Source organism: Gordonia polyisoprenivorans NBRC 16320 = JCM 10675 (assembly GCF_000241325.1).
Classification (GTDB): domain Bacteria; phylum Actinomycetota; class Actinomycetes; order Mycobacteriales; family Mycobacteriaceae; genus Gordonia; species Gordonia polyisoprenivorans.
Map to the genome: position 1 here is coordinate 17,782 of NZ_BAEI01000032.1, position 25,677 is coordinate 43,458.

Genomic DNA, 25,677 nt, shown 5'->3' on the forward strand with positions numbered 1-25,677 from the left:
CGGGAGGGAAAACGACTAGCGGGAAGCAGTAAGTGGTGCGCTCAATCGCCTACCGGGACCTGTGCCAACCGGACGAAGTCGTCGACGTCGAGCTTCTCGCCGCGGATCTGCGGGTCGATGCCGGCGGCGCGTAGCCGACGCTCGGCCTCGGCCGCCGAGCCGGCCCACCCGGCCAGCGCCGACCGCATCGTCTTGCGGCGCTGCGCGAAGGCGGCGTCGATGACGGCGAACACCTTCGCCCGCACCGCGGGATCGTCGGAATAGCGCGAATGCCGTTGTACGCGAACCAGTCCGGATTCCACCTTGGGTTCCGGCCAGAACACGTTGCGGCCCACCGCCCCCGCCCGCGACACGTCACCGAAGTAGCGGGCCTTGACGCTCGGGACACCGTAGATGCGGCCGCCCGGTCCGGCGGCGAGACGGTCGGCAACCTCGGCCTGCACCATCACCAGCGCGGTCTGCAGGGTCGGGGACTGTGCGAGCAGGTGCAGCAGCACCGGGACCGCGACGTTGTAGGGCAGATTCGCCACCAGCGCGGTGGGCGCGGCGGGCAAGTCGTCGGCGCGCACCGTCATCGCGTCGGCGGTGACGACGTCGAGTGCCGCGGACCGGGTCGGCGCGTACTCCGCCACGGTGGTGGGGAGTCGCGCGGCCAGGACCGGGTCGATCTCGACGGCGATCACGCGTGAGACGGTGCCGAGCAGGGCCAGGGTCAGCGAGCCGAGGCCGGGGCCGACCTCGAGCACGACGTCGTCGGCGCCGACCCCGGATGCGGCGACGATGCGTCGCACCGTGTTGGCGTCGTGAACGAAGTTCTGCCCGAGGGTTTTGGTCGGGCGAACGCCCAGTTCGGTTGCCAGAGCCCGGATCTGCGCGGGACCGAGTAGGCGCGAATGCGCAGGCGCGTCGTCGGCGGTCAGATCAGAGCCCCAGCCGCGACGAGCAGGACGGCCACGCACCCCAGCCCTGTGCGGCCTGGGTCTTCTCGGCGATCGCGATCTGCTCCTCACGGGTGGCGAGGTCCGGGCGCGGCGCGTACTCCTGGCCGCCCCAGCGATCCCAGGTGTTCTGGTCGAACTGGATACCGCCGTAGAAACCGTTGCCGGAGTTGATCGCCCAGTTACCGGTCGATTCACACTGGGCCAGCGCATCCCACACCGAACCGAACGGCACGAACGGGGCGCCCGGCTTGGTCCCGACGCGAACGGTCGCCGCAACCGGTTGGGTGAGCACGTCCTGGCCGATCTTCACGCGCTTGGTGATCTTGCCGTTGACGGTGGTCACCTCGTACTGAACCTTCGCTCGGCCCGGCTTACCGGGCTTGACGACGATGCGGCGATCCTTGATCAGGGTCGGATCGTCCTGGGTGATGTCGGGAGCGTTGACATCCTCTTCGACCGTGGTCTCGGTGGTGCGGATGCGGGTGACGTTGATGACCGTGCCGTCGGTGACCTTGGCGTCGGCGGCCGGGGTGACCTTGTCGGCGTCCTGCAGCGGCGCACCGATGCTCTCGAGGGCCTCCGACACGGTGTCGGCGGGCACCGACTTGATCGAGGGCACCCCGCCGTCGATGATGACGAGCTTCTTGGGGAGCGTGACGTCAACAACCGCGCCGTTGACCGGGATCGGCCCGTTCGCGTTGAAGTTCGCCTGGTCTGCGCCGTGCGCGAGTCCCTGCTGGGCGAGGAGTTGGTTCACATTGACCGCAGTCGTCTCGACGACCCGCTTCTGGCCCTCCACGTCGAGGACGACCTGCTTCTTGCGGTGGAAGGTGATCGTCTGGCCGTCGGAGAACGACGAATCGGGCGACGGCGACACCATGTCGCCACTGGCCGGCTGGTAGCCCTGCGACTCGAGCAACGAGTCGACGTTCATCGTCATCGTGGCGACCTGGATCTTCTGGCCGTCGACGTCGATGGTGACGTGTTTGTGCATGGTCACGCCCATCACGCCGCCTGCGGCGACGGTGCAGAGCACGGCCCCGATGGCGATGCGGGCGCGCATCGACTCCAACGTGTGGATTCTCGCGAAAACAGACAAGGTCAAGCATCCTGATCGACGACGTGGTCATCCCCCGACACCGGCGCGAGGTGGTCGTCCCGACAGGCCCGAGGGCCCACATCCCGAGGAACGAAACCACCGCCGAGGCGACGGATCACAATACGATAACGAGCAGGGGTGATTACTGCAAAGACAGCCGGTACACGCGCCGCGCGTTGTCGCCGAGTGTCCGCGCCATCGTGTGCTCATCCGTTCGACGGACATCGGCGAGCCACCGCGCCGAATAGGGCAGGCAATAGGACTGATTCGGCTGGCCACGGTAGGGATGCGGGGTCAGGAAAGGTGCGTCGGTCTCGACGAGGATCTGCCCATCGGGAACCAGGTGAGCTGCCTCACGCAACTCGGCGGCATTGGCAAATGTCACAGTTCCAGCAAAACTCAGAAAATAACCGCGATCTATGCATTCGCGAGCAACGTTTCGGTCACCGGAGAAGCAATGCATGATCACGGAGTCCGGGGAGCCCTCGGCCGCCAGGATGTCGAGGAGGTCGTGGTCGGCCTCCCGGTTGTGGATCATCAACGGTTTGCCGATCCGCTTGGCCAAATCGATGTGCCAGGCGAAGGCCTCCTTCTGCACCTCCGGCGACGCCGCCGACTCGGACTTGCCGGGCCAGTAGTAGTCGAGACCGGTCTCGCCGATCGCCACCACCCGCGCATCGGCGGCCATCTGTTCGAGTTCGGCGCGCGCCGCATCGTCGAGTTCGCCCGCGTGGGTGGGATGCAGCGCAACCGCGGCGAACGCCCGATCGTCCCAGTGCGCGGCGTCGAGGGCCCAGCGCGCGTCGATCATGTCGTCGGCGACGGTGACGACCTGCCCGACGCCGACCCTCTCGGCGTGATCGAGAATGGCCCGCACCGAGTCCGCATCCCGGCCCCCGCAGGCGGCGAGATGGGTGTGCGCGTCGACCAGCCCCGGCAGCGGCTCGGGGTCCGGCGGCGGCTCCCGACGCCGCCGCTTCTTGGCCGCCTTGGCGCTCTCGGCCTTCATCGAAGCGCTGTCGGCGGTGTGGTGGGCGCTGTCGGCGGTGTGGTGGGCGCTGTCGGCGGTGTGGTGGGCGCTGTCGGCGTCGGTCATGGGGCCAACTGTAGGGCTCGGCGCACCGGGGTCGGGGTTACCGGTCCGCCTACAGGTCGACGCTGCCGGTGATGACGGTCGTGCTCTCGCCGCCGATCCAGATGTTCTCCCCGTCGTCGGTGACGTGCACGCGTCCGGACCGGCCGAGCACGGTTCCCTGAGCAGCCACATAGGACGACGGCGCCAGACCGGCGCCGCGGAGCCACATCGCGATGCCGGCGTTGAGACTGCCGGTGACCGGGTCCTCGGGGATGCCGTCGCCGGGTGCGAACGCGCGGACCTCGAACATCACATCGGTGTCGGGGGCGGTCGCCTCGGTGTGGGCGCCGACGAGCCCCACCTCATGGTCGCCGAGGGCGGCGAAGTCGGGGGTCACCTCGAGCACGCGCTGCGCCGAATCGAGCTGCAACACCATCCACCGCGGCCCGTTGATCACCCATTCGGCGGCGAGTACGTGCTGCGGGTCCACGCCGAGGGCGGCGGTCACCTCGGCGCGGGTGTCGTCGGCGACCGGCCCGGAGCGGCTCAGGGGCGGCGCGGCGAAGGCCAGGCGACCGTCGGTCCGTCGGATGCGCACCAGCCCGACACCGCACTCCTGCACGATGTCGTCGCCCGCGGCGACACCCCCGGCGGCGAGCCACGCATGCGCCGACCCCAGCGTCGGATGCCCGGCGAAGGGCATCTCCGAGCCGGGAGTGAAGATCCGCAGCCGGTAGTCGGCGTCCGGGTCGGTCGGCGGCAGCAGGAACGTGGTTTCCGACAGATTGGTCCATCGTGCGAACGCCGCCATCTGTTCGTCGCTGATCCCGTCGGCGTCCACGACCACCGCCACCGGATTGCCGGAGACCGGTTGGGACGCGAAGACATCGACCTGGGCGAAGCGTCGGGACTGTACGACATCACGAGACATGGCCTCATGGTTCATCATTCGCGTCGCACGCGTCCACACATTTGTGCACCTGCGCGACACCCGGCGGATCCGCGTCGCTCGCATAGCGCGCCCCAGCCGCCACAGACGGGTAGCGTGGCCACTCGTGTTGGGTTTGCCAGATGACGTCACCGTCGCGCTCTTCGACCTCGACGGCGTCCTCACCAGTACCGCCGTCCTGCATCGCCATGCGTGGAAGGCGGCGTTCGATGCCTACCTTCGTCAGCGTGACGGCGAGGGGTTCACGCCGTTCACCGAACAGGACTACCTCGACCACGTCGACGGCCGTCCGCGCGACGACGGCGTGCGTGCCTTCCTCGCCAGCCGCGGGATCGACGACGTCGACGACGCCACCGTCGAGTCGATCGGCAGCGGGAAGAACGAGATGTTCCTCGCCAGCCTCGAACGCGATGGGGTGAACCCGTATCCGGGATCGGTGCGCTATCTGCAGGCCGCCAAGGATGCCGGACTGCGGATCGCGGTGGTGACCTCGTCGAAGAACGGTGCCGCGGTGCTCGACGCCGCCGATCTGTCGAAGTTCGTGGAGGTTCGCGTGGACGGTCTCGAGACGGCCGCCGCGGGACTGCGCGGCAAGCCCGCCCCCGATTCGTATCTTCTCGGAGCACAGCGGATGGGCGTCGAGCCCTCCGCCGCCGCGGTCTTCGAGGATGCGATCTCCGGAGTCCAGGCCGGGGCCGCCGGTCATTTCGGCTACGTCGTCGGTATCGACCGGGTCGGCGGCACCCAGGCCGCGTCGATGACCGCGGCCGGGGCGTCCATCGTCGTCAACGATCTCGAGGAGTTACTCCCCGCATGAGCACCTCCGACAACGCCTACGGATTCGACGTCCACCCATGGCAATTGCGCTGGCGCGGACTCGACATCGACATGCTCAGGCGCACCGAGACCCTCTTCGCGCTGTCCAACGGACACATCGGGTTGCGCGGCACCTTCGAGGAGGGTGAGCCGGTCGATCACCCGGGCACCTACCTCAACGGCTTCTACGAGCAGCGCGGTCTGCCGTACGCCGAAAGTGGTTACGGTTACCCCGAATCCGGGCAGACCGTGGTCAACGTCACCGACGGCAAGATCATCCGGCTGCTCGTCGAGGACGAGCCGATGGACCTGCGTTACGGTCGCACCGAGGAGCACGAGCGTGTGCTCGACTTCCGCACCGGCACGTTGCGGCGCAGCACCCTGTGGACCTCCCCGACCGGTCGCACCGTACGCATCAAGTCCGAGCGGCTGGTGTCGTTCACCAAGCGCACCATCGCCGCGATCCACTACGAGGTGGAGCCGGTCGGCGAGGACATGAAGCTGGTCCTGCAATCGGATCTGCTTGCCAACGAACCCATTCCGACGCCGGGCAACGATCCGCGCCTCGCCGCCGCACTCGATCAGCCGCTCGTCTCGGACCTCGCGACCTGTCGCAACTACTGGGGCATCCTGGTCCACCACACCAAGCGCTCCGGCCTGCACATGGCCGCCGGCATGGATCATCAGATCGAATTCCCGGATCGCGCAGACACTTTCATTCGCGCTGACGGCGACCTCGCGCGACTGACGGTCGCGGCCAACGTCCCCGAGGGCACCCGGCTGAGCCTGACCAAATACATCGGCTACGGCTGGTCGGCGCGGCGATCGGTGCCCGCACTGCGCGCACAGGTCGACGCCGCGCTGGCGATGGCCATGGAGACCGGCTGGGAATCGCTGAAAGCCAACCAGGCCGCCTACCTCGAGGACTTCTGGCGCGACGCCGACATCGAGCTCGACGGCGATCCCGAACTGCAGCAGGCGATCCGGTTCGCCCTGTTCCACGTGCTGCAGGCCGGCGCCCGCGGCCAGTCGCGTGCGATCCCGGCCAAGGGCCTCACCGGCCCCGGCTACGACGGCCACACCTTCTGGGACACCGAGAGTTTCATCCTGCCGATGCTGACCTACACGGTGCCCGCGGCAGCCGGCGAGGAGCTGCGCTGGCGCCACGCCACCATGGACAAGGCCAAGGCACGTGCCGCCGAACTCGCCCAGCGCGGCGCGATGTTCCCCTGGCGCTCGATCAATGGCGACGAATGTTCGGGTTACTGGCCCGCGGGCACCGCGGGCGTGCACGTCAGCGCCGACATCGCCAACGCGACCGGCCGGTACCTGCGCGCCACCCACGATGAGCAGTTCGAAACCGAATGCGGCGTCGAGATACTCGTCGAGACCGCCCGCCTGTTCGCCGGCCTCGGACATCACGACGTCAACGGGCACTTCCGGATCGACGGCATCACCGGACCCGACGAGTACACCGCCGTGGTCAACAACAACATCTTCACCAATCTCGCTGCGCAACAGAATCTTCGGGATGCGGTGGCCGCGGTGCACCGACGCCCGGATCTGGCTCAGCAGTTCGGCGTCACCAACGCCGAGTCGGCGCACTGGGAGGCCTGCGCCGACGACATGGTGATGCCCTACGACGAGGCACTCGGTGTGCACCAGCAGTGCGAGGCGTTCACCCTGTTGGGCGCATGGGATTTCGAGGCCTCACGCGGCAAATACCCACTGTTGCTGAACTATCCGTATTACGAGCTGTACCGCAAGCAGGTCGTCAAGCAGGCCGATCTGGTGTTCGCCATGTACCTGTTCGGGGAGAGCTTCACCCCGGAACAGAAACTGCGGAACTTCGACTACTACTACCCACTGACGGTGCGGGATTCGTCGTTGTCGGCGTGCTGTGAGGCGGTCACCGCCGCCGAGGTCGGCTACCCCGACCTCTCCTACGATCTGCTCGTCGAATCGGTGTTCACCGACCTGCACGATCTGCATGACAACGTGGCGAGCGGTCTGCACATCGCGGCGCTGGCCGGAGCATGGATGGACTGTGTGGCCGGGTTCGGCGGCATGCGCGACTTCGGCGGCAACATCACGTTCGCGCCGAGACTGCCGACACGACTGGACTACCTGTCGTTCCGGATGACGGTGCGCGATTCCAAGATGCTGGTCGCCATCGACAAGAGCTCGGCGACGTATCGCCTGCTCTCGGGACCCGACATCGACCTCGCGCATCACGGCGACAAGTTCACCCTCACCGAGGGCACACCGGTCACCATGTCGATCCCGGAGATCGCCCTGCGTGAGCCCCCCAAGGCCCCGCCGGGATGCGAGCCCTACCGCCGTCAGATGTGAGAACCCTGGTGGTCCCCGATCTTGGCGTTACCGTCAGTGCGTCTGGGCCGCTTGCGGATCCGAGATGACGTAGCGGTCGGCGAGTTCGCCGAGTTCACGCAGCACCCGCTTGGACGACTCCGCCCACGGCATGAGGATCGGGAAGACGTGGAACATGCCACGCTCCTCCCTGCCGGTCACCGGCACCCCGGCGGCCTCGAGGTTCTCGACGAATTGCCGGATGCCGTCGCGGAACATCTCGACCTCACCCCAGCAGACGAACGTCGGTGGGAACCACTGCGGGTCGGGATGGCCGTAGACCGCGGAGACCCGGTCGTCGTTGGGCTGCACCCCGCGCAGGTAGGGCGCGACGGGGATGCTCCACGGCAGGATGTCGTACGGCGCGTTCTCGACGATGGAATCGTGGTCGAGATCGAGGTCGATCTCCGGTGAGAACAGGGCCAGCGCGGCCGGTTTGGGGAGATCGTGATCGCGGAGGTAGGCCACGAGCGAGGTGGCGAGCCCACCACCGCCGGAGTCTCCGGCAACCACCAGATGCTTGGGGTCGACCCCTCGCGCGAGCAGCCCGCGGTAGACGTCGGCGGCGTCGTGTACCCCGGCCGGGAACGGGAATTCCGGCGCCATCCGGTAGTCGGCGATGAATATCTCGAACCCGGTGAGGCGGACGAGGGCGGCGGCGAACGCGCCGTACATCATCGGTGAGGTACCGATGTAGCCGCCGCCGTGCAGATACAGCATGGTGCCGTCGATGGCCTTCTTCTGCTCGGCGTCGTCGACGTAGGAGTCGGTGGAATCCTTGGCGCGACACCAGATCCCCGGAATCCCGGCGATCTCGTCGGCGACGATCTCGACCTTGCCGGCCAGACCGACGACCGGTGGGAGCACGATCTTGCAGATGTCGTCGATGAATTTCTCCATCGAACGGAACTCCTCGATCGGCAGACCCATCGAATAGCCCATGAACGCGCGGATCGTCTGTCGGGTCACCGACTGTCCGAGGTTGTCCAGGAGGCCGCCGGGACCGCTCCACGGCTTCTGGAACGGGACCCGCGCGAGTCCGTTGAGCATGCTCTCGGCCAGACCCACCACGGCCAGCGCGCTCACGGGTCCGGATGCGGTCGCTACCTCGGGACGATCAGCCATCACCATGCGGCCAGCCTAGGCGCCGTGTGCGCGAGGCCGCTTGTCGGTCGGCTGGTGCGCTCGTCAGTGGGTGGGTACGGCGGCCGGGTCGGGGGTGACGTGGCGGTCGACGAACTCGTCGAGTTCGCGGTACACCTCGTGCGAACTCTCCGCCCACGGCATCAGGATCGGGAAGACGTGGAACATGCCGCGTTCTTCCAGCGACATGACCTCGATGTCGGCGGCGCGCAGGGTCTCCACGAATTCGCGGATGGGATCACGGAACATCTCGTCGGCACCCCACGTCACGAAGGTCGGCGGGAACCACCGCGCGTCCGGTTCGGCTTTCGTCATCGACACGCGCGTGTCATCGGGTGAGACGCCATGCAGATAGGGCGTGACGGGCACGTTCCAGGGCAGGATGTCGGTCTTGGCGTTGTCGGTGATCGACGGGTGGTCGAGATCGAGATCGACCTCCGGGGAGAACAGCGCCAGAGCCGCCGGGCGCGGCGCCCCGATCTCCGACAGGTAGGTGACCAGCGAGGTCGCCAACCCGCCGCCGCCCGAATCACCGGCGATGACGAGGTGATCGGCGTCGACGCCACGCTCGAGCAGTCCGCGGTAGACATCGGCGGCGTCGTGCACCCCGGCGGGGAACGGGAACTCCGGTGCCATCCGGTAGTCGGCGATGAAGACCTCGCATCCGGTGCCGCTGCACAGAGATGCGGCGAAGGCCGAGTACATCATCGGGGTGGTCCCGATGTATCCGCCGCCGTGCAGGTAGAGGATGGTGCCGTCGATGGTCTTCTTCTGCGCGTCGTCGTCGACGAAGGCATCCGAACTCGCCCGTGATCGCACCCACAGCCCGGGTACCCCGTTGATCTCGTCGTCGGTGACCTCGACGTCGTCGGTGAGGTGGATGAACGGTGGGATGACCGTCCGGCACAGTTCGTCGAGCACCTTCTCCATCGACCGGAATTCCTCGATGGGCAGGCCGACGATGTAGCCCATGAACGAGCGCACGGCCTGACGCGTGACCGACTGCCCCACGTTGTCGAGTAGTCCGCCCGGCCCCTGCCAGAACCGGCGGAACGGCACGCGGGCCAGGCCGTTGAGCATGCTGTCGGCCAAGCCGACCATGGTCAACGCCGTCACCGGCGCCGATGCGGTTGCGACCCCGGGACGATCAGCCATCACCATGGGGCCAGGGTATCGGGTGATGTCCGGATCGGCCCGGTCATCCGCGACCGGCGGGGCCTTGGCGGCACGCCCACGTCCCGGAGCCCGGAGCCTGAGCCGGAGTACGAATACAACTTCCACGGAATAGGGTGAAAACAGCCGAAAATCGGGGTCGGTACCCCGCTGCGGTGGAAGCTGTATTCGTACACCGCTCAGCGGCGACCGGGAGCCGCGGGATTCGCCGACGTTCGCGCTGACCAGAGCGTGACGGGGTGGGCTGCGGCCGGGAGCGACCCCGTATCCTGTCATCACTATGCCCAGTGACCTGACCAGCACCGACGCCCCAACTTCGCCGGACGCCCCGACCACGGACGCGACCGCCTCGCACGGAGCGGGCCGCCCGTACTACCTCACCACCGCGATCGCCTACCCCAACGGCGCACCGCACATCGGGCACGCCTACGAGTACATCTCCGCCGACGCGTTGGCCCGGTTCAAGCGGCTCGACGGCTTCGACGTGCGCTTCCTCACCGGCACCGATGTGCACGGGCAGAAGATGCAGCAGACCGCGGAGAAGGAGGGCATCCCGACCGCAGAGCTCGCCAACCGCAACTCCGACCGGTTTCAGGAGCTGCAGGATCGTCTCGGTTCGAGTTATCACCGTTTCATCCGGACCTCCGACGAGGATCACAAACGGGCATCGGCGGCGATCTGGCAGCGCATGGTCGACGCCGGCGACATCTACCTCGACACGTACTCCGGCTGGTACGACGTGCGCGACGAGATGTTCTACGCCGAGGGCGACACCGAGGTCGACGACGCCGGGCAGCGCGTGGCCACCGACACCCGTCACGTCCTGACCTGGACCGAGGAGCAGAGCTTCTTCTTCCGGCTGTCGGCGTATCAGGACAAGTTGCTCGATCTCTACGAGAGCCACCCGGAGTTCGTCGGGCCCGACGTGCGGCGCAATGAGGTGGTGAGCTTCGTCAAGGGTGGGCTGACCGATCTGTCGGTGTCGCGCACCACCTTTGACTGGGGTGTGCCGGTGCCCGGGCATCCCGATCACGTCATGTACGTGTGGGTCGACGCGCTGACCAACTATCTGACGGGCGCGGGTTTTCCCGACGACGAGGCCACCTACGAACGGTATTGGCCGGCCGATCTGCACATCATCGGCAAGGACATCATCCGCTTCCACTGCGTGTACTGGCCGGCGTTCCTGATGAGCGCAGGCCTGCCGCTGCCCAAACGTGTGTTCGCCCACGGCTTCTTGTTCAACCGCGGCGAGAAGATGAGCAAGTCCGTCGGCAACGTCGTCGACCCGGACAACCTCATCGACGAGTTCGGTCTCGATCCGGTGCGGTACTTCTTTCTGCGCGAGGTGTCCTATGGGCAGGACGGGTCGTACTCGGCGGAGGCGATCGTCTCGCGGATCAACGCCGACCTGGCCAACGAGTTCGGCAACCTCGCCCAGCGCACCCTGTCGATGATCGGCAAGTACTTCGACGGCGCGGTGCCGGCTCCGGCCGAGTTCACCGAGGACGATCGGCGATTGCTCACGGCCACAGACGAATTGCTACCGAAGATGCGTGAGCACTTCGACGCCCAGGCGATTCATCTCGGTCTCGAGACGCTGTGGACGACGCTGGCCGAGACCAACCGCTACATCTCCGCACAGGAACCGTGGAAACTGGCCAAGACCGATCTGGCGCGCACCGGCACCGTGCTCTACGTGTGCGCCGAGGTTGTGCGTGTGGTGTCCCTGTTGGCCCAGCCGGTCATGCCGACGGCCTGCGGCACACTGCTCGATCTGCTGCGCGTCGGCGACCACCGCGACTTCGCGGCCGTCGCGCAGCGACTGGTGCCGGGAACCGAACTACCCAAGCCCGCACCGGTTTTCCCTCGTTACGAGGCGTGATCGTTCCGGCATGACGGCCACCGCGCTCGACGTTCTGCGGTCGTTGCGGCACGCGGCGAAAGAGGGCGTGCCCGGTCCGGCGGCACTCATCGGCGACTGGTGGGATGCCGACGCGGTGATCGCGCCGTCGATCGAGATTCGCGCCGGGTCGGGCCCACCCGACCGCACCGACCGATTCTGGTTGGGCTACTGCGGTTTCGGTGGTTCACACGCACCCGCGGCCACGCTGCCGTCGTGTGCGGGCGGACTCACCGAGCGTCTACTGGTACTGCGCGACGGGCAGTGGCGACACGTGTCGGTGGATGGCTCACCGCAGCCCGGCTGGGTGACCCGGGCGATGGACGACGCCGCGCTGGGTCGGGTCGGCGGAAACCCGCCGCGTTCGGAGTTGATGTGTTCGGGGTCGCGGTGGTCGGCACGATGGACGCCACCGGATCACGCGCACCACGTCGAGGCCATCGAGAAGTGTCTGGAGGCGATCCGCGCCGGCGACATCTACCAGGCGTGCGTGTGCACCCGCTTCACCGGCCACCTCGAGGGGTCGGCCTTGGAGTTCTATCTCGACCTCACCGGCGCGACCCGTCCGGCCAAATCGGCCTTCCTGCAAGGTGAGTGGGGTGCGGTCGCGAGTTTCTCGCCGGAGACGTTCCTGCGCCGGACCGGCAACATCGTCTCGTCGTCGCCGATCAAGGGCACCATCGCCGCCGACGCCGACCCGAGCCTGTTGTCGGCGTCGACGAAGGACATCGCCGAGAACATCATGATCGTCGACCTCGTCCGCAACGACCTCGGGCGCGTCGCGGTCACCGGATCGGTGCGAGTCGCCGACCTCCTCACCGTCGTCCCGGCACCCGGTGTGTGGCACCTGGTGTCGCGGGTGGAGGCGATCGTGGCGCCCGACGTCGGCAATTCCCGACTCCTCGACGCCACCTGGCCACCGGCCTCGGTCACCGGCACCCCGAAACTACGTGCGCGCGAGCTGCTCGCGGAATGGGAATCGTCGCCGCGCGGAGTGTATTGCGGCGCAGTCGGTTTCGCCGGACCCGACGCGCTCCTGGATCTCAACGTCGCCATCCGCACCGTCGAGATATCCCCCGGCGGCGGGCTGGAGCTCGGCGTCGGCGGCGGCATCACCATCGACTCCGATCCCGAACGTGAATGGCAGGAGTGCCTGGACAAGGCGGCCAGCATCATCTCCGCACAGGCCTGACGCCACGAGTCGCCGGTCAGTCCACCGATCGTGCCGCCAGCACCGCCTCGTACACATCGCGTCGAGAGGCGTTGGTGCCCTTGACGACCTGCGCGCACGCGTCTTTCAAACGCATTCCGTCGTCGGCGAGTGCCGTTGCACGGGTGACGAGTTCGTCGAGGTCGGGTTCGCCGGCAACGGCACCGGCGAGCACCACGGTGATCTCCCCTCTGACCCCGTCGGCGGCCCACGCGGCCAGTTCGGCGAGCGTTCCGCGCCGCACTTCCTCGTAGGTCTTGGTCAGCTCACGGCACACCGCCGCCCGACGCTCCGGGCCGAGGACCTCGACGGCGTCGGCGAGACAGTCGGCGAGTCGGTGCGGCGATTCGAAGAACACAGCGCTGCGTGACTCGTCGCGCAGCACGCCCAGCCAGTCGCGGCGCGCCCCGGACTTGCGGGGTGCGAACCCCTCGAAGCAGAACCGTTCCGACGGCATCCCCGACACCGCCAGCGCGGTGGTGACCGCCGACGGCCCGGGCAGTGCGGTCACCCGCAGTCCGGCGTCGGCGCAGGCCACGACGATGCGATAGCCGGGGTCGCTGACCGACGGCATGCCGGCGTCGGTGATCAGCAGCACCGTGGCGCCGGCGGCGATGGCCTCCACGAGGCGCGGTGTGCGGGCGGCCTCGACCTGGTCGTAGTAGCTGATGAGTTCACCGGCGATGGTCACCTCCAGCCCGGCGGCCAGGGCGCGGGCGCGGCGGGTGTCCTCGGCGGCGACGATGTCGGCGGTGCGCAGGGCCTCGACCAGGCGAGGTGACGCGTCGTCGTATCGGCCCATCGGGGTGGCCGCGAGCACCAGGGCACCCGTCGGCGACGGCGAAGTCATCCCGCAAGCCTACGGCCTGGCCGGTCGCCGTCCGGCGACCATTACGATCGGACGAGTGACCCTCACCGCCGGCGACGTCGCCCAGCGCGACCGACACCTCAGCGCCGAGATCACGGCGTCGGCGCACCCGACCGCGCCACGGCCCGGCCCGGAGATCCCGAACCCTCTGTTCGGCGCTCCCGATCGCGTTCGCGGACTGATCGTCGGCCTGGTCATCACGTTGCTCGCGACGATCACACGCTTCTGGTCGCTGAACACGCCGACCGACGACGGCACCCCGATCTTCGACGAGAAGCACTACGTCCCGCAGGGCTGGCAGGTCCTCACCGGCGGCAATTGGATCGAGGACAACCCGGCCTACGGGCTGGTCGTGCATCCACCGGTCGGCAAATGGCTACTCGCCGCCGGCGAGGCCATGTTCGGTTACACCCCGCTCGGGTGGCGGGTGATCTCGGCGCTGTCGGGCATCGCGATCGTGGTGATGATCTACCTCGTCGTACGACGCATGACCCGATCCACCCTGATCGGCGCGATCGCCGGGATCTTCGCGATCTGCGACGGCGTGCTCGTCGTCCAGTCACGGCTGGGCATGCTCGACATCTTCCAGGCACTGTTCGTCGTGGCGACCTTCACCGCGCTGATCGCCGACCGCGACCAGGTGCGGGCACGCATGCACAAGGTGTATCTGGAAGGCCGCATCCACGATTCGGTGTTCGGGCCGCGCCTGGGCTTTCGCTGGTATCGCTTCACCGCGGGCGTCATGCTCGGGCTGACCTGCGGTACCAAATGGTCGGGGATCTACTACATCATCTTCTTCGGGCTGCTCTCGGTGGGCTTCGACGTCGCCGCCCGCAAGGCCTATCACGTGCAGCGCCCCTGGCTGGGCACGTTGCGTCGCGACGTCTTCCCGGCGGGCATGAGCCTTGCCGTGATGCCGATCGCCATCTACCTGGCGACGTTCATCCCGTGGTTCTCCAGTGAGACGTCGGTGTACCGCTATCAGGTCGGCAACACCATCGGCACCGGTGGCACATGGTCGTGGTTGCCCGGCGCGTGGCGCTCACTCTGGTACTACGAGGCCGGTGTACTGAGCTTCCACGAGCACCTCACCAACTCGGCGGGCAACCACCACCCATGGGAATCCAAGCCGTGGACGTGGCCGATGAGCCTGCGGCCCATGCTCTATGCCCTGGAGAACGGACCCGACCAATGCGGCGGCGGCGAATGTGTCCGCGCGCAGATGCTCATCGGCTCACCGGCGATGTGGTGGTTGTCGGTGCCGATGCTGCTCTGGGGCATGTGGTCGTGGTTCGTGCGACGCGACTGGCGCTACGCCGCGGTCGTCACCGCCTACGCCGCCGGCTACCTGCCGTGGTTCATCGAACTCGACCGTCAGATGTACTTCTTCTACGCGACCGTGCTCGCGCCGTTCCTGGTGATGGGATTGGCATTGGCCTGCGGGGACATCCTGCGCGGATCGCGACGCGCCGTGCCGGGCACCAGACCGGAGAGACAGGCGCTCGCGGTCATCGTCGTCGCCCTCTATGTGGGGCTCGTCGTCGCCAACTTCGTCTGGCTGTGGCCGATCCTGACCGCCTCCCCCATCTCGCCGACGATGTGGCGGCAGGAGATCTGGTTGCCCAGCTGGGGCTGATACCCGATCGACGCGATCAAGCGCACGGTCGACGGGATACAGCGCACGGTCGACGCGAATGGGCGCCCGATCGATGCGACAGGGCGCCCACTCGACGGTTGTTGCCGGGCTACTCGGTGCGCGGTGTCGCGCCCGCCCCGTCCGAAACCTGCCCGTCCGAAACGCGACCGTCCGGAACCTGCCCGTCCGGGCTCGCCACGATCGGCGTGGTACCGGCGACCGGCATCTCACCGGTGCTGATCACCTCGGCCTGTTTGCGGATGTGGTCGTCGACCTGTCCGGCGAGGATCTGACGCGACACGATCAGCGGGTCACGCCGCAGATCCATGTACAGCGAGACGCACATGCCGATCATCACCAGGACGAACGGCAGCGCGGCGATGATCGCCATCTGCTTGATGCCGTTGAGGGCTTCGTGGTCGGGGTCGTCGCCGCCCATCGCGAGCAGCAACGCGGCGACGGCACCGGTCAGCACACCCCAGAACACGGTCGTCACCCGGCGTGGCTCGTGGGTGCCGCGCTCGGAGAGCGTACCCATCACCAGTGACGCCGAGTCGGCGCCGGACACGAAGAAGATCGCGACGAGGATCATCACCAGCGCTGAGGCGATACCCGTCCACGGCAGGTTGGCCAGCACATCGAACAGGGTGTCCTCGCTGGCGGCGGTGGCCGGGTCGAACGGCAGCACGCCGTCCATGTTCTCCCGGATCGCGGTGCCGCCGAAAATGCAGAACCACAGCAACGACACCACCACCGGCACCACCATGACGCCGATGACGAATTCGCGGATCGTCCGGCCCTTGGAGATCTTGGCCAGGAACATCCCGACGAACGGGGTCCACGACACCCACCACGCCCAGTAGAAGATCGTCCAGTCGGCCAGCCACTGCTGACCGTCGGCGTCGACGGTGGCGCCCGAGCGCGCCGAGAAGAACGGCAGATCGTTGAGATAGGCGCCGAGGGTGGTCGGCAGCAGATCGAGGATGAAGACGGTGGGGCCGACCACGAAGACGAAGACCGCGAGGATCAGCGCCAACACCATGTTGATGTTGGACAGCCACTGGATGCCCTTGGCGATCCCCGACACCGCCGACGCCACGAAGCACGCGGTGAGGATCGCGACGATCGCCACCAACAGCATGGTGCCCGGATTGTCGAGCCAGCCGACCTTGCTGATCCCCGAACCGATCTGCAGCGCACCGAGTCCCAGCGAGGCGACGGTCCCGAACAGGGTCGCGAAGATCGCGAGGATGTCGATGATCTTGCCGATCGGACCGTTGGTCCGCGACCCCAGCAGCGGGGCGAACACCGAGCTGATCAACTGGGTACGCCCACATCGGTAGGTGCCGTAGGCGATCGCCAGCCCGACCACCGCGTACATCGCCCACGGGTGAAAACCCCAGTGGAACATGGTCGTTGCCATGGCGGTGCGCACGTCGGCGGCGGTCATCTCCGGTGGCGCGTCGACGAAGTGGAACAGCGGCTCATACGAGCCGAAGAACATCAGGCCGATGCCCATGCCGGCGCTGAACATCATCGCGATCCAGCTGACCGTGCGGTATTCGGGCTTCTCGTCGTCGGCTCCGAGCGGGATGCGACCGTACTTGCTGACCGCGAGATAGACCGCGAAGATCACGAATCCGGTGGCCGCCAACACGAACAGCCAGCCGAGATTGGTGGTGATCCATCCGAGGACGGTGTCGCTGACCGTGTTGAGGCTGTCGGGGCCGATCAGCCCCCAGGCGACGAAACCGATGACGATCGCGGCAGTGACCCCGAACACCGTCGGATCCAACGAGACTCGCGTTCCGGTTGCGGGTTTTTGGGCTTTTTGCACCAATTCACACAAGCAACAATCTTGGCGAACTTCAACTCCAGCCGAGAGCGCGCCGCAGCATGTCGAGGATCGCCGCGTCGTCGAACCCCAGCTCACGCAGGCTTTTCACATGCTCGACGGTGGTGTTCTGGGCGGCCGCGAGCCGGGCGTCGGGGCCGGCCTTGATGAACGATCCGTGACGTCCGCGGGTCTCGATGATGCCGCCCGCCTCGAGTTCGCGGTAGCTGCGGGCAACGGTGTTGGGCGCGAGGCGCAGATCCGATGCCAGTGCCCGGACCGTCGGAATCCGCGCCCCCACCAAGATCTTTCCCGACCCGATGAGCTCGATCACGCCCAACCGGATCTGTTCGTAGGGCGGGCGCGCGGCGGTGGGATCGATGCGCAGCAGCCCGGCGAGGTGGATGGGCACGTTGGGGTCGGTGGTCACGGGGCCTCAGATCTCGTCACGTGCGAGCGGGCAGGCCATGCAGCGCGGGCCACCACGCCCCGCGTCGAGTTCGGAACCGTCGATCTCGATGACCTCGATGCCCGACTCCCGCAGCCGTCGGTTGGTGTCGGAGTTGTGGCGGTAGGACACGACGACGCCGGGCTCGACGGCGAGGGTGTTGCTGCTGTCGTTCCACTGACCGGGATCGGCCACCCCGGTGGCGAGGTCGGGTTCGATCAGCGTGATGCGGTCCCGGCCCATCGCCTCGGCCGCGGCGTCGGCGAACGGACGCGCCTGCGACACGCTCACTCCGCCAGTGCCGCCGTCGCGAACGGCAAAGGCGGACATGCCTTCTGCCATCACCGGGCGCACCAGGAACTTCTCGGCGTCGACCATGGTGCACATCGTTCCCAGGTGCATGAACACCCCGGTCCGCTCGATCGGGATCGCGAGGACGGTGTGGGCGAGCGCATCGGCGAACAGGCTCTGGGCCAGTGCCTCCGCGCCGGCCGGGGTGGTGCGCTCCCCCACCCCGACCGCCACGACACCCGGGGCGAGCAGCAGGACGTCGCCGCCCTCGACCGGTGCCACCCGGGACTCGTAGGCGCGACGCGCCCCCAGGAACCGCGGGTGGTGAGCGTAGATCAGGTCGACGAGCGACGCCTCGCGGGCCCGCGCCCGACGCGCCAGCGACGAGATCGCGAACCGCGAACCCACCCAGAACGAGCTGTCGCGGCTGTAGAGCAGATTGGGCAGCGGTTCGATCGCGAACTCGTCGTCGCGATGCATCTGCCGCACCAGCGACGACGACGTCGATACGTTGATGTCGGGCAGTTCGCCGAAGGTGATCCCGCCGGTGAGGACGCGGGCGAGATCGGCGGCCGGCAGCGCGCGCAGATGGCGGCTGAGCTCGTCGACGAGGTGCGGGCCGAGCCTGCGCACCCCGACGGCCGCCGAGATGCCCTGGATGCGTGCGGCCCCACTGTGTTCGATCGCCTCGGTGAGCAGATCGCCGAGTAACAGCACCTCGATGGCTCGGTCGCGCAGCGCGCCGGCGAAGGCGTCGTGCTCGTCGTGGGCGCGTGTGAGGTCGGGAACCCGGGCGAAGAGGTAGTCGGCGTCGTTCGCGGTGGTCAGCCGCGCCAGCTCCGGGCCGGGGCGATGCATGATCACCGCACGCAGTCGGCCCACCTCGGTCGTGCATCCCAGGACGGACGGGCCGGCCGCGACAGAGGCGTCGGGGGGCGCGGGGGATTCGGGGGTCCTCGCCATGCCCTCATACGTTAGTCGGGAGTGGCCGGTGTCTCCGGGTCGGTGAGCTTGGCCGGTGCGCCGAGCACCTCCGGGGCGGTTTCCCGGGCGAAGAGCCACATCACGAAGGCGAACGCCGCGACGGCGGCGGTGAAGACGAAGGCCGGCCCGAATCCGACTCTGTCGGCGACGTATCCGACGATCACCGGCCCGCCGATGGCACCGAGATCCGACGACATGCCGTAGGCGGCCAGCGCCGATCCACCCTGTTTACGGGCACCGAGCACGTCGGCCAGCGCGGCCTGATGGGTCGGCGCGAACAACCCGGAGCCGACGCCGGCGAGCACCGAGAGCCCCAAGGCCACCCAAATATTCGGTGAGAAGCCGAGCACCGCGGTCGAGACCGCCATGATGAGCAGCCCGGGCAGCATCACCTTGCGGCGACCGTAGCGGTCGGAGAAGCGGCCGGCCGCCAGGATCGCGGCGACATTGCCGACGGCGTACACCGCGAGCACCACACCGGCCATCGCGGGCTCCTGACCCAGACCATCGGTGATGAACAGCGGCACCACCGCCACCCGAACACCCATCGACGCCCAGCCCTGGGTGAAGTTGGAAGCCAGGATCGCCCGATAGGCGCTGTCGCGCAGCGCCGTCCGCAGCGTCATCACCCCGTGGGCGGCGCCGGTCTCGGTGGGCGGGGCACCACTGTCGCGGAGCTGGGTGGCCACCACCAGCGACGCGATCACCAACGCGACTGCGTACACGACGAACGGCATCCGCAACCCGAACCCGACCAGTGCCGCACCCACCAGCGGACCGGTGATGTTGCCGATCAAGAAACCCGCGGAGAAGAACCCGGCCACGCGGCCGCGGATGTCGTTGGGCGACAACCGGATCAGAAGCGCCATCGCCGACACGGTGAACATCGTCGATCCGATACCGCCGAGCCCCCGGAAGATCAGCAATTGCACGTAACTCTGGGCGAAGGCGCACGCGAAGGTACTCGCGGCGACGATCAGCAGGCCGGACAAATAGATTCGGCGTTCGCCGAGCAGTGTGACCAGCCGTCCGGTGGTCGGGGCGAACAGCAGACGCATCACCGCGAACGCCGACACCACCGCCGACACCGCGGTGTAGCCGACGTCGAAGCTACGCGCGAAACTCGGTAGCGCCGGGGCGATCAGGCCGAAGCCGAGCGCGATGACCACATTGGCGCTCAGCAACACCCAGATTCCGCGGGGGATCTGTTTCATCCGCGGTCGCTCATGGGAGTTCGGGAAGCCGGTCGAGGGCCTCGGCGGTCTTCGATCGGCCGAGTTCGATCATCTCCGAGGCCTTGTGAAAGTCCAGCGTGCGCACCGACTTCCGCGGGATCTCGATGAGGATGTCGGGCGGATACCCGGCGATCTGATGTCGGGTCAGGGCGATCGACATGATGTCGAGGGACCGGCTGAGCACCTCGATGCGGCCCATGGTCTTGGGCTCCCCGGTCTTGGGCTCACCCGTCTTGGGCTCTCCGGTCTTGGGTTCACCGGTCTTGGGTTCACCGCCCGGGTCCTCGCCCGCCGACCCGATGTCCTCGGTCCCGGAGGGGACGGTGTCGGCGGAATCCGGGGCGTCGGCGTGCGGGTCGAGACCGATGCGGTCGCGGACCGAGCGCACGAATTCGCTCGACAGGATGGGGTCGACGTTGCGTCGGATGACGCCCTTGGCCTTGGTCTCCCGGGCCGCGCGCGCCGCGGAGCCACCCTCTCCGTCGAGGACCACGCCGATGGTGACGTCGCTGGCGACCGCGGAGGTCGGCGCCACCGGCAGCGGGTCGAGGATGCCGCCGTCGGCGAGCAGCCGACCGTCGAGCAGGTGGGGTGCGATGACTCCGGGGATCGCGATCGACGCGCGGATCGCGTCGACGAGTCGCCCGCGCTGAAACCACACCGACCGGCCGGCACCGAGGTCGGTGGCCACGGCGGTGAACGGGATGGGCAGGTCCTCGATCGCTACGTCGCCGAGGATGTCCTGCACGCGCGCGACGATGCGTTCGGCGCCGATGACCCCGCCCGGTTTGGTCAGCGACACATCGAGCAGTCGCATGACGTCGAGTTGGTTGAGGCCGCTGATCCACTCGACGTACTCGGCGAGTCCACCGGCACAATGCAATCCGCCGACGAGGGCGCCCATCGACGAGCCGGCGATGCTGACGAGGGAGAAGCCGCGGGCCTCGAGTTCGGCGATCACCCCGATATGGGCGTACCCGCGCGCACCTCCACTGCCCAGGGCGAGGGCCACCCGTGAACCTCCGGCCATGGGTCCAGCTTAGGGCGCCTCATGCATCCGCCGGGGAGTGGTCTCATTCCTCCAGCAACCGACGCGGCCCGGGACCCTGCCGGTGCAGTTCGTCCCCGGGATTGAGCAGGTGACACGCACTCAACGACAGACATCCGCACCCGACGCAGGAGCCGATCATGTCGCGCATCTTCTCCAGCAGTGCGATGCGGTGATCGAGGTCGTCGATCCAGCGTTTCGACGCCGCTTCCCACATGGCCGTCGACGGTGATTCGGCGTCACCGAGTTCGCCGAGTACCTCGGCGATCACCGCGAGCGGGATCCCGGCGGTCTGGGAGGCCTTGATGAAGGCCACCCGGCGCAGCATCGCGCGGTGATAGCGACGCTGGTTGCCCGCGGTGCGGCGGGAGAAGATGAGACCTTGCTCCTCGTAGTACCGCACCGCGGACGTGGCGATCCCGGCTCGCAAGGCGAGTTCCCCGACGGAGAGCTCGATCTTCTTCAGGCCCATGGGAACCGATGATGCCCCACCGGGCGGCGATCGCCACCGCAACCCGTGCCGGAGATTGCTCGGTTCAGCTGCGGACGACCATCACCGGCAGATGCGCCTGGTGCAGGATCTTCTGGCTGGTCGAACCGAGGAGCAGACCCTTGAAGCCGCCACGGCCACGGCTGCCGACGACGACGAGACCGGCGTTGTACTTCTCGGCCGCCGACAACACGGCCTTGCCCGGTTCTTCCGGCAGCACCTCGCGCACCACCTCGACGTCGGGGAACTCCTGGCTGTATCCGGCCAGACGCTCGGCGAGGGCGGCGACGGCGTCCTGCGACATCCGCTCGACCTCGTCGGGGTCGATGCCGTAGCCGTGCAGGGCGTCGGCGTCGAGCGGGGTCCAGGTGTGCACCGCGATGAGCTTGGTGGTGCGCAACGACGCCTGGCGGAAGGCCTCCTTGATGGCGCTGTCGCTGACGGGCGTGTCGTCGATGCCGACGACGACCGGTGCACTCGGCTCCGACGGCCCGCACACCACCACCACGCGCCCACGCGAGTGGGAGGCCACGGTGGTGCTCACCGATCCCAGGAACAGTCCCTTGATGCTGCCGAGCCCACGGGTACCGAGCACGATCGCGGCCTCGTCCTTGCCGAGTTCGAGCAGCACGCGTGCGGCGTCGCCGTCGACGATCGAAGCGTGGATCGTCAGGTCCGGAGCGATGGCCTTCGCCACGTCCGCGGCGGCGTGCACGGCGTCGGTGGCGTCCTGACGGATCGCGTCGATGACGTCTTGCGGAATGATCAGGCCGGGCGCGTAGTCGCTCGTGCTCGCGTCGTAGACGCCGACCAGCTTGAGCTCATGCCCTTCGAGGTGAGCGGCGGCCGCGGCCCACTTGACTGCATCGGTCGACGCTTCCGACCCGTCGACGCCGACGAGGATTGCGCTCATTGTCTTGTCATCTCCCTTTGTGGCGAACATCTGTGGACATACCTTCCACTGTTCATCCTGCCACGTCCGAACTCACCGGTAATGAGAAGAAAGTCCTGACCATTGCGGGTTTCGGCCCGGAGCGTAGGGTCGGAGATGACCGATTCACATCCCCCGCGATCCGATGTCCGGAAGGTCGATGACCCCCGACGAAACACCCCCACCACCCGATTCCCGCCCGCCCGGTTCTCCCCCGGGACCGGGCCCAGAGGAGCCGTCGACTCTGCGCGCCGCCGTCACCTACGGAATCGTGGTCATCGGTCTCGGCCTGGCGACGCTGCTCGTCGCATTGGCGTCCTCGGACGGATTGCGCACCGCCCTGGTGGTTGCCGCGCCGATCGTCGTCGGCGTCGGCGCCCTCGGCGGGCTGTGGCGGACCTACACCGTCTGGCGCGCGGGTGGGCGCTGGCAGGTGTGGCAGGGTGCGGCGTGGTTTCTGCTCGCCACCTTCGTGGTCTTCCTGTTCAGCACGGCTCCCGCACTGGTCGGCTGATCGGTCCACACCTGATCGGCCCACACACCGCCGGATCGGCGCAGGTGCACCGGCTACACTCGTACCGCAATGGGCCAGGAGCGCAACGGGAGCGAGAACGTGACGCAGGGTGAGGTTGCGCCGGAGGGTGAGGGCCCGACCACACCGCCCGAACAGCAGACGCCGTCCGAGCCTGCCCCCACACAGCCGCAGGCACCGGCACACTACGGCCAACTCAGCCCCGGAACCGTCTTCGCCGGCTACCGCATCGATCGGGTGCTGGGTCACGGCGGAATGGGCACCGTGTACGTGGCGGCGCATCCGCGCCTGCCACGTCTGGACGTCCTCAAGCTGCTCAATCCCTCGTTCTCCAGTGATCCGAGCTTTCGTGCCCGCTTCGAACGCGAAGCCGACCTCGCCGGCAGCCTCGAGCACCGCAACATCGTCTCGGTCTACGACCGTGGCGTCGAGAACGGCCAGCTGTGGATCGCGATGCGCTATGTCCGCGGCTACGACGCCGCATCGCTGATCCGTAGCCGCCCGACGGGCATCGACCCGGCCTTCGCCGTGCACATCATCTCCGAGATCGGGATCGCGCTGGATCACGCGCACCGGCGCGGGATGGTGCATCGTGACGTCAAACCGGCGAACATCCTCATCGAGTCCGACGACGACGGCACCACCGGCGCGATCATGTTGACCGACTTCGGTATCGCTCGCGCCGTCGATGACGCCATACACCTCACCGACACCGGGCTGACCGTCGCCTCGGTGCCCTACGCGTCCCCGGAGCAGTTGCACGGCTACGAGCTCGACGGGCGCGCCGACATCTACGCGCTCGCCTGCACCTTTGTCGAATTACTCACCGGCGCACCGCCGTTCCCCCGTGACAATCGACTCGCCGCGATGAGCGCACACCTTCACGACACGCCGCCATCGGTCCGAGACCGGGTACCGACGCTGCCGCCGGAACTCGACACGGTCCTCTCGATCGCACTGGCCAAGGAACCCGACGAACGGTACCGCACGTGCGCGGAGTTCTGCTATGCCGCCGCCACCGCCGTCGGGGTGGCGCCGTCACCGAACTCGCCGCTGTCGTCGGGGATGCACACCGCCCTGATCACCGGGCAGACGTCGAATTCCGGCGCGCACACCGGTTCCCGGCGGGCGCCGACGTCGGTGTCCTCCGATCCACGGTTCTCCGATCCACGTTTCTCCGATGCGAGGCGCTCCGACCCCCGGACCGGTGGAATGTCGGGTCGTGTGTTCTCCCCCGCCGGAAACCCGGACAGCGCAACCCAGGTGGTCCAGACCCGAGGCCGACGGCCGGTTACGCCGCCACCCACCGGACGCGACGAACGTCGCAAGACGACGCTCCTGGTGTCGCTGGCGACGGTTCTCGCGCTGATCGGCGTGATCGCCGGTGCACTGGCCTACGTCGATCGCCCCGATACCGGAACGTGGTCGGCGGCAAGCGCATCCATCGCCGAACAGTTCCCGCAGTTGCTGCCCGCCGGACCCAAGGCGCAGGGCTTCGGCGGCGCGACGTGCTCGGCGGCCACCGGCAACGGACTCGACGCGATCAGCTGCACCGCATCCTCGGGGGTGCAGTACACGGTGTGGCACACCCCGACCGCAGACGACCGCGCCATCGTCGATGACCTCGTCGGTTCCCAGCCGGGCACGCCCCGCACGTGGGCGCAGGGGTCGGTTCGGGTGTCGCGCACCACCGTCGCCAACGGGTGGGTGATCACCAATTTCAACGATTCCGCCCGCGCGCCCTACACGGTGGTGGCCACCTGGGCCGGGCACACCGGCGAGCAGGTACTCGACGAGTGGTGGCGCAACGCACCTTTCGGCTCGTAGGGCGCTCGGCCCGTCCGGGTGGGCATCGCCGGCCCGCCGCCGGTCAGGCGTGCCTGAGCCGGTCGATCCGTTCGGCCACCTCGCCCGCGGTCGCGGGCCGCTCCCCGGACAGCGCAAGGCAATTGGCGATCAGGGCACGTTCGGCGCGTTCGAGGTTCTCCGACAGCGCGGGCGGGGTCGACAGGGCCGCGCGGATCGCCAGCAACGGCTGGGCGTCGGGGACCTCACCGTAGACGCCCTTACCGGTCAGCGCGCGATGCAGCACTGCGCCGAGTGACCAGATGTCGGTGGCCCGGGACGGTACATCACCGGCGAGCAGCGCAGGATCCATGTATTGCACGGCGCCGGGCTGGGCGAAGCTGGTGATCGGTTCGTCGGCGGCGAGCACCCGGGCCAGGCCGAGGTCGGAGATCTTGCCACCGTGCACCTTCGGGCCCTCTCCCCCGGTGAGCATCACACTCGACGGGGTGATGTTGGCGTGTGCGATCCCGGCCTCGTGCAATGCGTCGACACCACGGGCGGCGTCGGCGAGTGCGGCGAGCGCCACCTCCCGGGTCAGCGCCTCCGCGGGCGCCTGCAGCGAACCGAGCGGGAAGAACTCCATCGCGTACATGAACTGGCCCTGCAGCACCGCGTCGTAGAGCGACGCGAGATAGGGCGAGCGCACCGCGGCGAACGCGCGTAGCTCCCGCACCCCGCGCCGGTACGCGTCGTCGCTGCACACCCCACTGAACACCTTGAGCACCACGCGGTCGGTGGCGAGCCCGAGTCGTTGTGGTGGCACCGCGAGATAGAAGGTGCCGTTACCGCCCTCACCGAGTCGGCGCAGCACGGTGAAATCCGCGAGCTGTTGTGGGACATCGACTTCTGCCAT

The 25,677-nt window shown here is 67.9% G+C and carries 22 protein-coding genes; 7 read left to right on the plus strand and 15 right to left on the minus strand.

Features of this window, described 5'->3' with window-relative positions:
- Positions 1 to 41 precede the first annotated feature (41 nt).
- From rsmA to GOPIP_RS10100, 4 genes are all read right to left on the minus strand, one after another.
- Entirely contained in the window at positions 42 to 959 is a 918-nt protein-coding gene (gene rsmA, locus GOPIP_RS10085) for a 16S rRNA (adenine(1518)-N(6)/adenine(1519)-N(6))-dimethyltransferase RsmA (protein WP_006369556.1), read from the minus strand.
- A complete protein-coding gene (locus GOPIP_RS10090) occupies positions 922 to 2,004 on the minus strand; it encodes a resuscitation-promoting factor (protein WP_006369557.1) in 1,083 nt (360 codons plus the stop codon). Before GOPIP_RS10090 ends, rsmA begins: the two co-directional genes overlap by 38 nt.
- 178 nt (positions 2,005 to 2,182) lie before the next feature.
- The gene (locus tag GOPIP_RS10095) at positions 2,183 to 3,049 is read right to left on the minus strand and encodes a TatD family hydrolase (RefSeq protein WP_085949119.1); all 867 of its coding nucleotides are present in this window, start codon (positions 3,047 to 3,049) and stop codon (positions 2,183 to 2,185) included.
- A gap of 136 nt (positions 3,050 to 3,185) precedes the next feature.
- A complete protein-coding gene (locus GOPIP_RS10100; RefSeq protein ID WP_050955252.1) occupies positions 3,186 to 4,064 on the minus strand; it encodes a PhzF family phenazine biosynthesis protein in 879 nt (292 codons plus the stop codon).
- A gap of 106 nt (positions 4,065 to 4,170) precedes the next feature.
- Here GOPIP_RS10100 and GOPIP_RS10105 point away from each other — a divergent pair, with 106 nt between their 5' ends.
- Together GOPIP_RS10105 and GOPIP_RS10110 are read left to right on the plus strand one after the other, a co-directional pair.
- A complete protein-coding gene (locus GOPIP_RS10105) occupies positions 4,171 to 4,881 on the plus strand; it encodes an HAD family hydrolase (RefSeq protein WP_006369560.1) in 711 nt (236 codons plus the stop codon).
- Complete coding sequence (locus GOPIP_RS10110; RefSeq protein ID WP_006369561.1) at positions 4,878 to 7,232, plus strand: glycoside hydrolase family 65 protein; 2,355 nt, start codon at positions 4,878 to 4,880, stop codon at positions 7,230 to 7,232. The genes GOPIP_RS10105 and GOPIP_RS10110 overlap by 4 nt, the downstream gene beginning before the upstream one ends.
- A 33-nt stretch (positions 7,233 to 7,265) precedes the next feature.
- Here the strand turns inward: GOPIP_RS10110 and GOPIP_RS10115 are convergent, their stop codons facing one another.
- Positions 7,266 to 8,381 (minus strand): alpha/beta hydrolase, encoded by a 1,116-nt coding sequence (locus GOPIP_RS10115; RefSeq protein WP_035727653.1) that lies wholly within the window; start codon positions 8,379 to 8,381, stop codon positions 7,266 to 7,268.
- Between the two features lie 57 nt (positions 8,382 to 8,438).
- Entirely contained in the window at positions 8,439 to 9,554 is a 1,116-nt protein-coding gene (locus GOPIP_RS10120; RefSeq protein ID WP_020172054.1) for an alpha/beta hydrolase, read from the minus strand.
- Between the two features lie 292 nt (positions 9,555 to 9,846).
- Here GOPIP_RS10120 and metG point away from each other — a divergent pair, with 292 nt between their 5' ends.
- Both metG and GOPIP_RS10130 read left to right on the plus strand, forming a co-directional pair.
- Entirely contained in the window at positions 9,847 to 11,451 is a 1,605-nt protein-coding gene (gene metG, locus GOPIP_RS10125; RefSeq protein ID WP_006369564.1) for a methionine--tRNA ligase, read from the plus strand.
- A gap of 10 nt (positions 11,452 to 11,461) precedes the next feature.
- A complete protein-coding gene (locus GOPIP_RS10130) occupies positions 11,462 to 12,661 on the plus strand; it encodes an aminodeoxychorismate synthase component I (protein WP_035727654.1) in 1,200 nt (399 codons plus the stop codon).
- 16 nt (positions 12,662 to 12,677) lie between these two features.
- Here GOPIP_RS10130 and rsmI read toward each other — a convergent pair whose 3' ends face one another.
- Positions 12,678 to 13,529, minus strand: a complete 852-nt coding sequence (gene rsmI / locus GOPIP_RS10135; RefSeq protein ID WP_006369566.1) for a 16S rRNA (cytidine(1402)-2'-O)-methyltransferase — start codon at positions 13,527 to 13,529, stop codon at positions 12,678 to 12,680.
- Positions 13,530 to 13,638: 109 nt separating this feature from the next.
- Between rsmI and GOPIP_RS10140 the strand changes: the two genes are divergently transcribed.
- Positions 13,639 to 15,183, plus strand: coding sequence for a dolichyl-phosphate-mannose--protein mannosyltransferase (locus GOPIP_RS10140; RefSeq protein ID WP_231387059.1), 1,545 nt, complete (start codon positions 13,639 to 13,641; stop codon positions 15,181 to 15,183).
- 109 nt (positions 15,184 to 15,292) lie between these two features.
- On the opposite strand, the gene GOPIP_RS10145 is transcribed toward GOPIP_RS10140, so the two are convergent.
- The 7 genes from GOPIP_RS10145 to GOPIP_RS10175 all read right to left on the minus strand — a co-directional run bounded on the left by GOPIP_RS10145 (position 15,293) and on the right by GOPIP_RS10175 (position 22,426).
- Positions 15,293 to 16,978 carry a BCCT family transporter gene (locus tag GOPIP_RS10145; protein WP_014359265.1) on the minus strand — a complete coding sequence of 562 codons (1,686 nt, stop codon included), beginning with the start codon at positions 16,976 to 16,978 and terminating at the stop codon, positions 15,293 to 15,295.
- A gap of 73 nt (positions 16,979 to 17,051) precedes the next feature.
- Positions 17,052 to 17,447: a GntR family transcriptional regulator gene (locus GOPIP_RS10150; RefSeq protein WP_006369569.1), complete on the minus strand. Its 396-nt coding sequence runs from the start codon at positions 17,445 to 17,447 to the stop codon at positions 17,052 to 17,054.
- Positions 17,448 to 17,453: 6 nt separating this feature from the next.
- The gene (locus GOPIP_RS10155) at positions 17,454 to 18,719 is read right to left on the minus strand and encodes an arginine deiminase (protein WP_006369570.1); all 1,266 of its coding nucleotides are present in this window, start codon (positions 18,717 to 18,719) and stop codon (positions 17,454 to 17,456) included.
- Between the two features lie 11 nt (positions 18,720 to 18,730).
- A complete protein-coding gene (locus GOPIP_RS10160; protein ID WP_006369571.1) occupies positions 18,731 to 19,954 on the minus strand; it encodes an MFS transporter in 1,224 nt (407 codons plus the stop codon).
- Positions 19,955 to 19,964: 10 nt separating this feature from the next.
- A complete protein-coding gene (locus GOPIP_RS10165; protein WP_035727656.1) occupies positions 19,965 to 21,005 on the minus strand; it encodes a patatin-like phospholipase family protein in 1,041 nt (346 codons plus the stop codon).
- 43 nt (positions 21,006 to 21,048) lie between these two features.
- A complete protein-coding gene (gene soxR, locus GOPIP_RS10170) occupies positions 21,049 to 21,495 on the minus strand; it encodes a redox-sensitive transcriptional activator SoxR (protein ID WP_006369573.1) in 447 nt (148 codons plus the stop codon).
- A 64-nt stretch (positions 21,496 to 21,559) separates the two neighbouring features.
- Positions 21,560 to 22,426 (minus strand): universal stress protein, encoded by an 867-nt coding sequence (locus tag GOPIP_RS10175; protein ID WP_006369574.1) that lies wholly within the window; start codon positions 22,424 to 22,426, stop codon positions 21,560 to 21,562.
- A 178-nt stretch (positions 22,427 to 22,604) separates the two neighbouring features.
- Between GOPIP_RS10175 and GOPIP_RS10180 the strand changes: the two genes are divergently transcribed.
- Both GOPIP_RS10180 and GOPIP_RS10185 read left to right on the plus strand, forming a co-directional pair.
- Entirely contained in the window at positions 22,605 to 22,958 is a 354-nt protein-coding gene (locus tag GOPIP_RS10180) for a hypothetical protein (RefSeq protein ID WP_006369575.1), read from the plus strand.
- Positions 22,959 to 23,027: 69 nt separating this feature from the next.
- Complete coding sequence (locus GOPIP_RS10185) at positions 23,028 to 24,803, plus strand: serine/threonine-protein kinase (protein ID WP_006369576.1); 1,776 nt, start codon at positions 23,028 to 23,030, stop codon at positions 24,801 to 24,803.
- A gap of 43 nt (positions 24,804 to 24,846) precedes the next feature.
- Here the strand turns inward: GOPIP_RS10185 and GOPIP_RS10190 are convergent, their stop codons facing one another.
- Entirely contained in the window at positions 24,847 to 25,677 is an 831-nt protein-coding gene (locus GOPIP_RS10190; RefSeq protein WP_006369577.1) for a protein kinase domain-containing protein, read from the minus strand.

Coding starts and splice junctions, on each gene's coding strand:
- metG (WP_006369564.1), top strand. CDS start 9,847: ATGCCCAGTGACCTGACCAGCACCGACGCCCCAACTTCGCCGGACGCC.
- GOPIP_RS10100 (WP_050955252.1), bottom strand. CDS start 4,064: ATGATGAACCATGAGGCCATGTCTCGTGATGTCGTACAGTCCCGACGC.
- GOPIP_RS10110 (WP_006369561.1), top strand. CDS start 4,878: ATGAGCACCTCCGACAACGCCTACGGATTCGACGTCCACCCATGGCAA.
- GOPIP_RS10090 (WP_006369557.1), bottom strand. CDS start 2,004: ATGCGCGCCCGCATCGCCATCGGGGCCGTGCTCTGCACCGTCGCCGCA.
- GOPIP_RS10185 (WP_006369576.1), top strand. CDS start 23,028: ATGGGCCAGGAGCGCAACGGGAGCGAGAACGTGACGCAGGGTGAGGTT.
- GOPIP_RS10160 (WP_006369571.1), bottom strand. CDS start 19,954: ATGAAACAGATCCCCCGCGGAATCTGGGTGTTGCTGAGCGCCAATGTG.
- soxR (WP_006369573.1), bottom strand. CDS start 21,495: ATGGGCCTGAAGAAGATCGAGCTCTCCGTCGGGGAACTCGCCTTGCGA.
- GOPIP_RS10120 (WP_020172054.1), bottom strand. CDS start 9,554: ATGGTGATGGCTGATCGTCCCGGGGTCGCAACCGCATCGGCGCCGGTG.
- GOPIP_RS10095 (WP_085949119.1), bottom strand. CDS start 3,049: ATGAAGGCCGAGAGCGCCAAGGCGGCCAAGAAGCGGCGGCGTCGGGAG.
- GOPIP_RS10115 (WP_035727653.1), bottom strand. CDS start 8,381: ATGGTGATGGCTGATCGTCCCGAGGTAGCGACCGCATCCGGACCCGTG.
- GOPIP_RS10130 (WP_035727654.1), top strand. CDS start 11,462: ATGACGGCCACCGCGCTCGACGTTCTGCGGTCGTTGCGGCACGCGGCG.
- GOPIP_RS10180 (WP_006369575.1), top strand. CDS start 22,605: ATGACCCCCGACGAAACACCCCCACCACCCGATTCCCGCCCGCCCGGT.
- GOPIP_RS10190 (WP_006369577.1), bottom strand. CDS start 25,677: ATGGCAGAAGTCGATGTCCCACAACAGCTCGCGGATTTCACCGTGCTG.
- GOPIP_RS10165 (WP_035727656.1), bottom strand. CDS start 21,005: ATGGCCGGAGGTTCACGGGTGGCCCTCGCCCTGGGCAGTGGAGGTGCG.
- GOPIP_RS10175 (WP_006369574.1), bottom strand. CDS start 22,426: ATGAGCGCAATCCTCGTCGGCGTCGACGGGTCGGAAGCGTCGACCGAT.
- rsmI (WP_006369566.1), bottom strand. CDS start 13,529: ATGACTTCGCCGTCGCCGACGGGTGCCCTGGTGCTCGCGGCCACCCCG.
- GOPIP_RS10155 (WP_006369570.1), bottom strand. CDS start 18,719: ATGGCGAGGACCCCCGAATCCCCCGCGCCCCCCGACGCCTCTGTCGCG.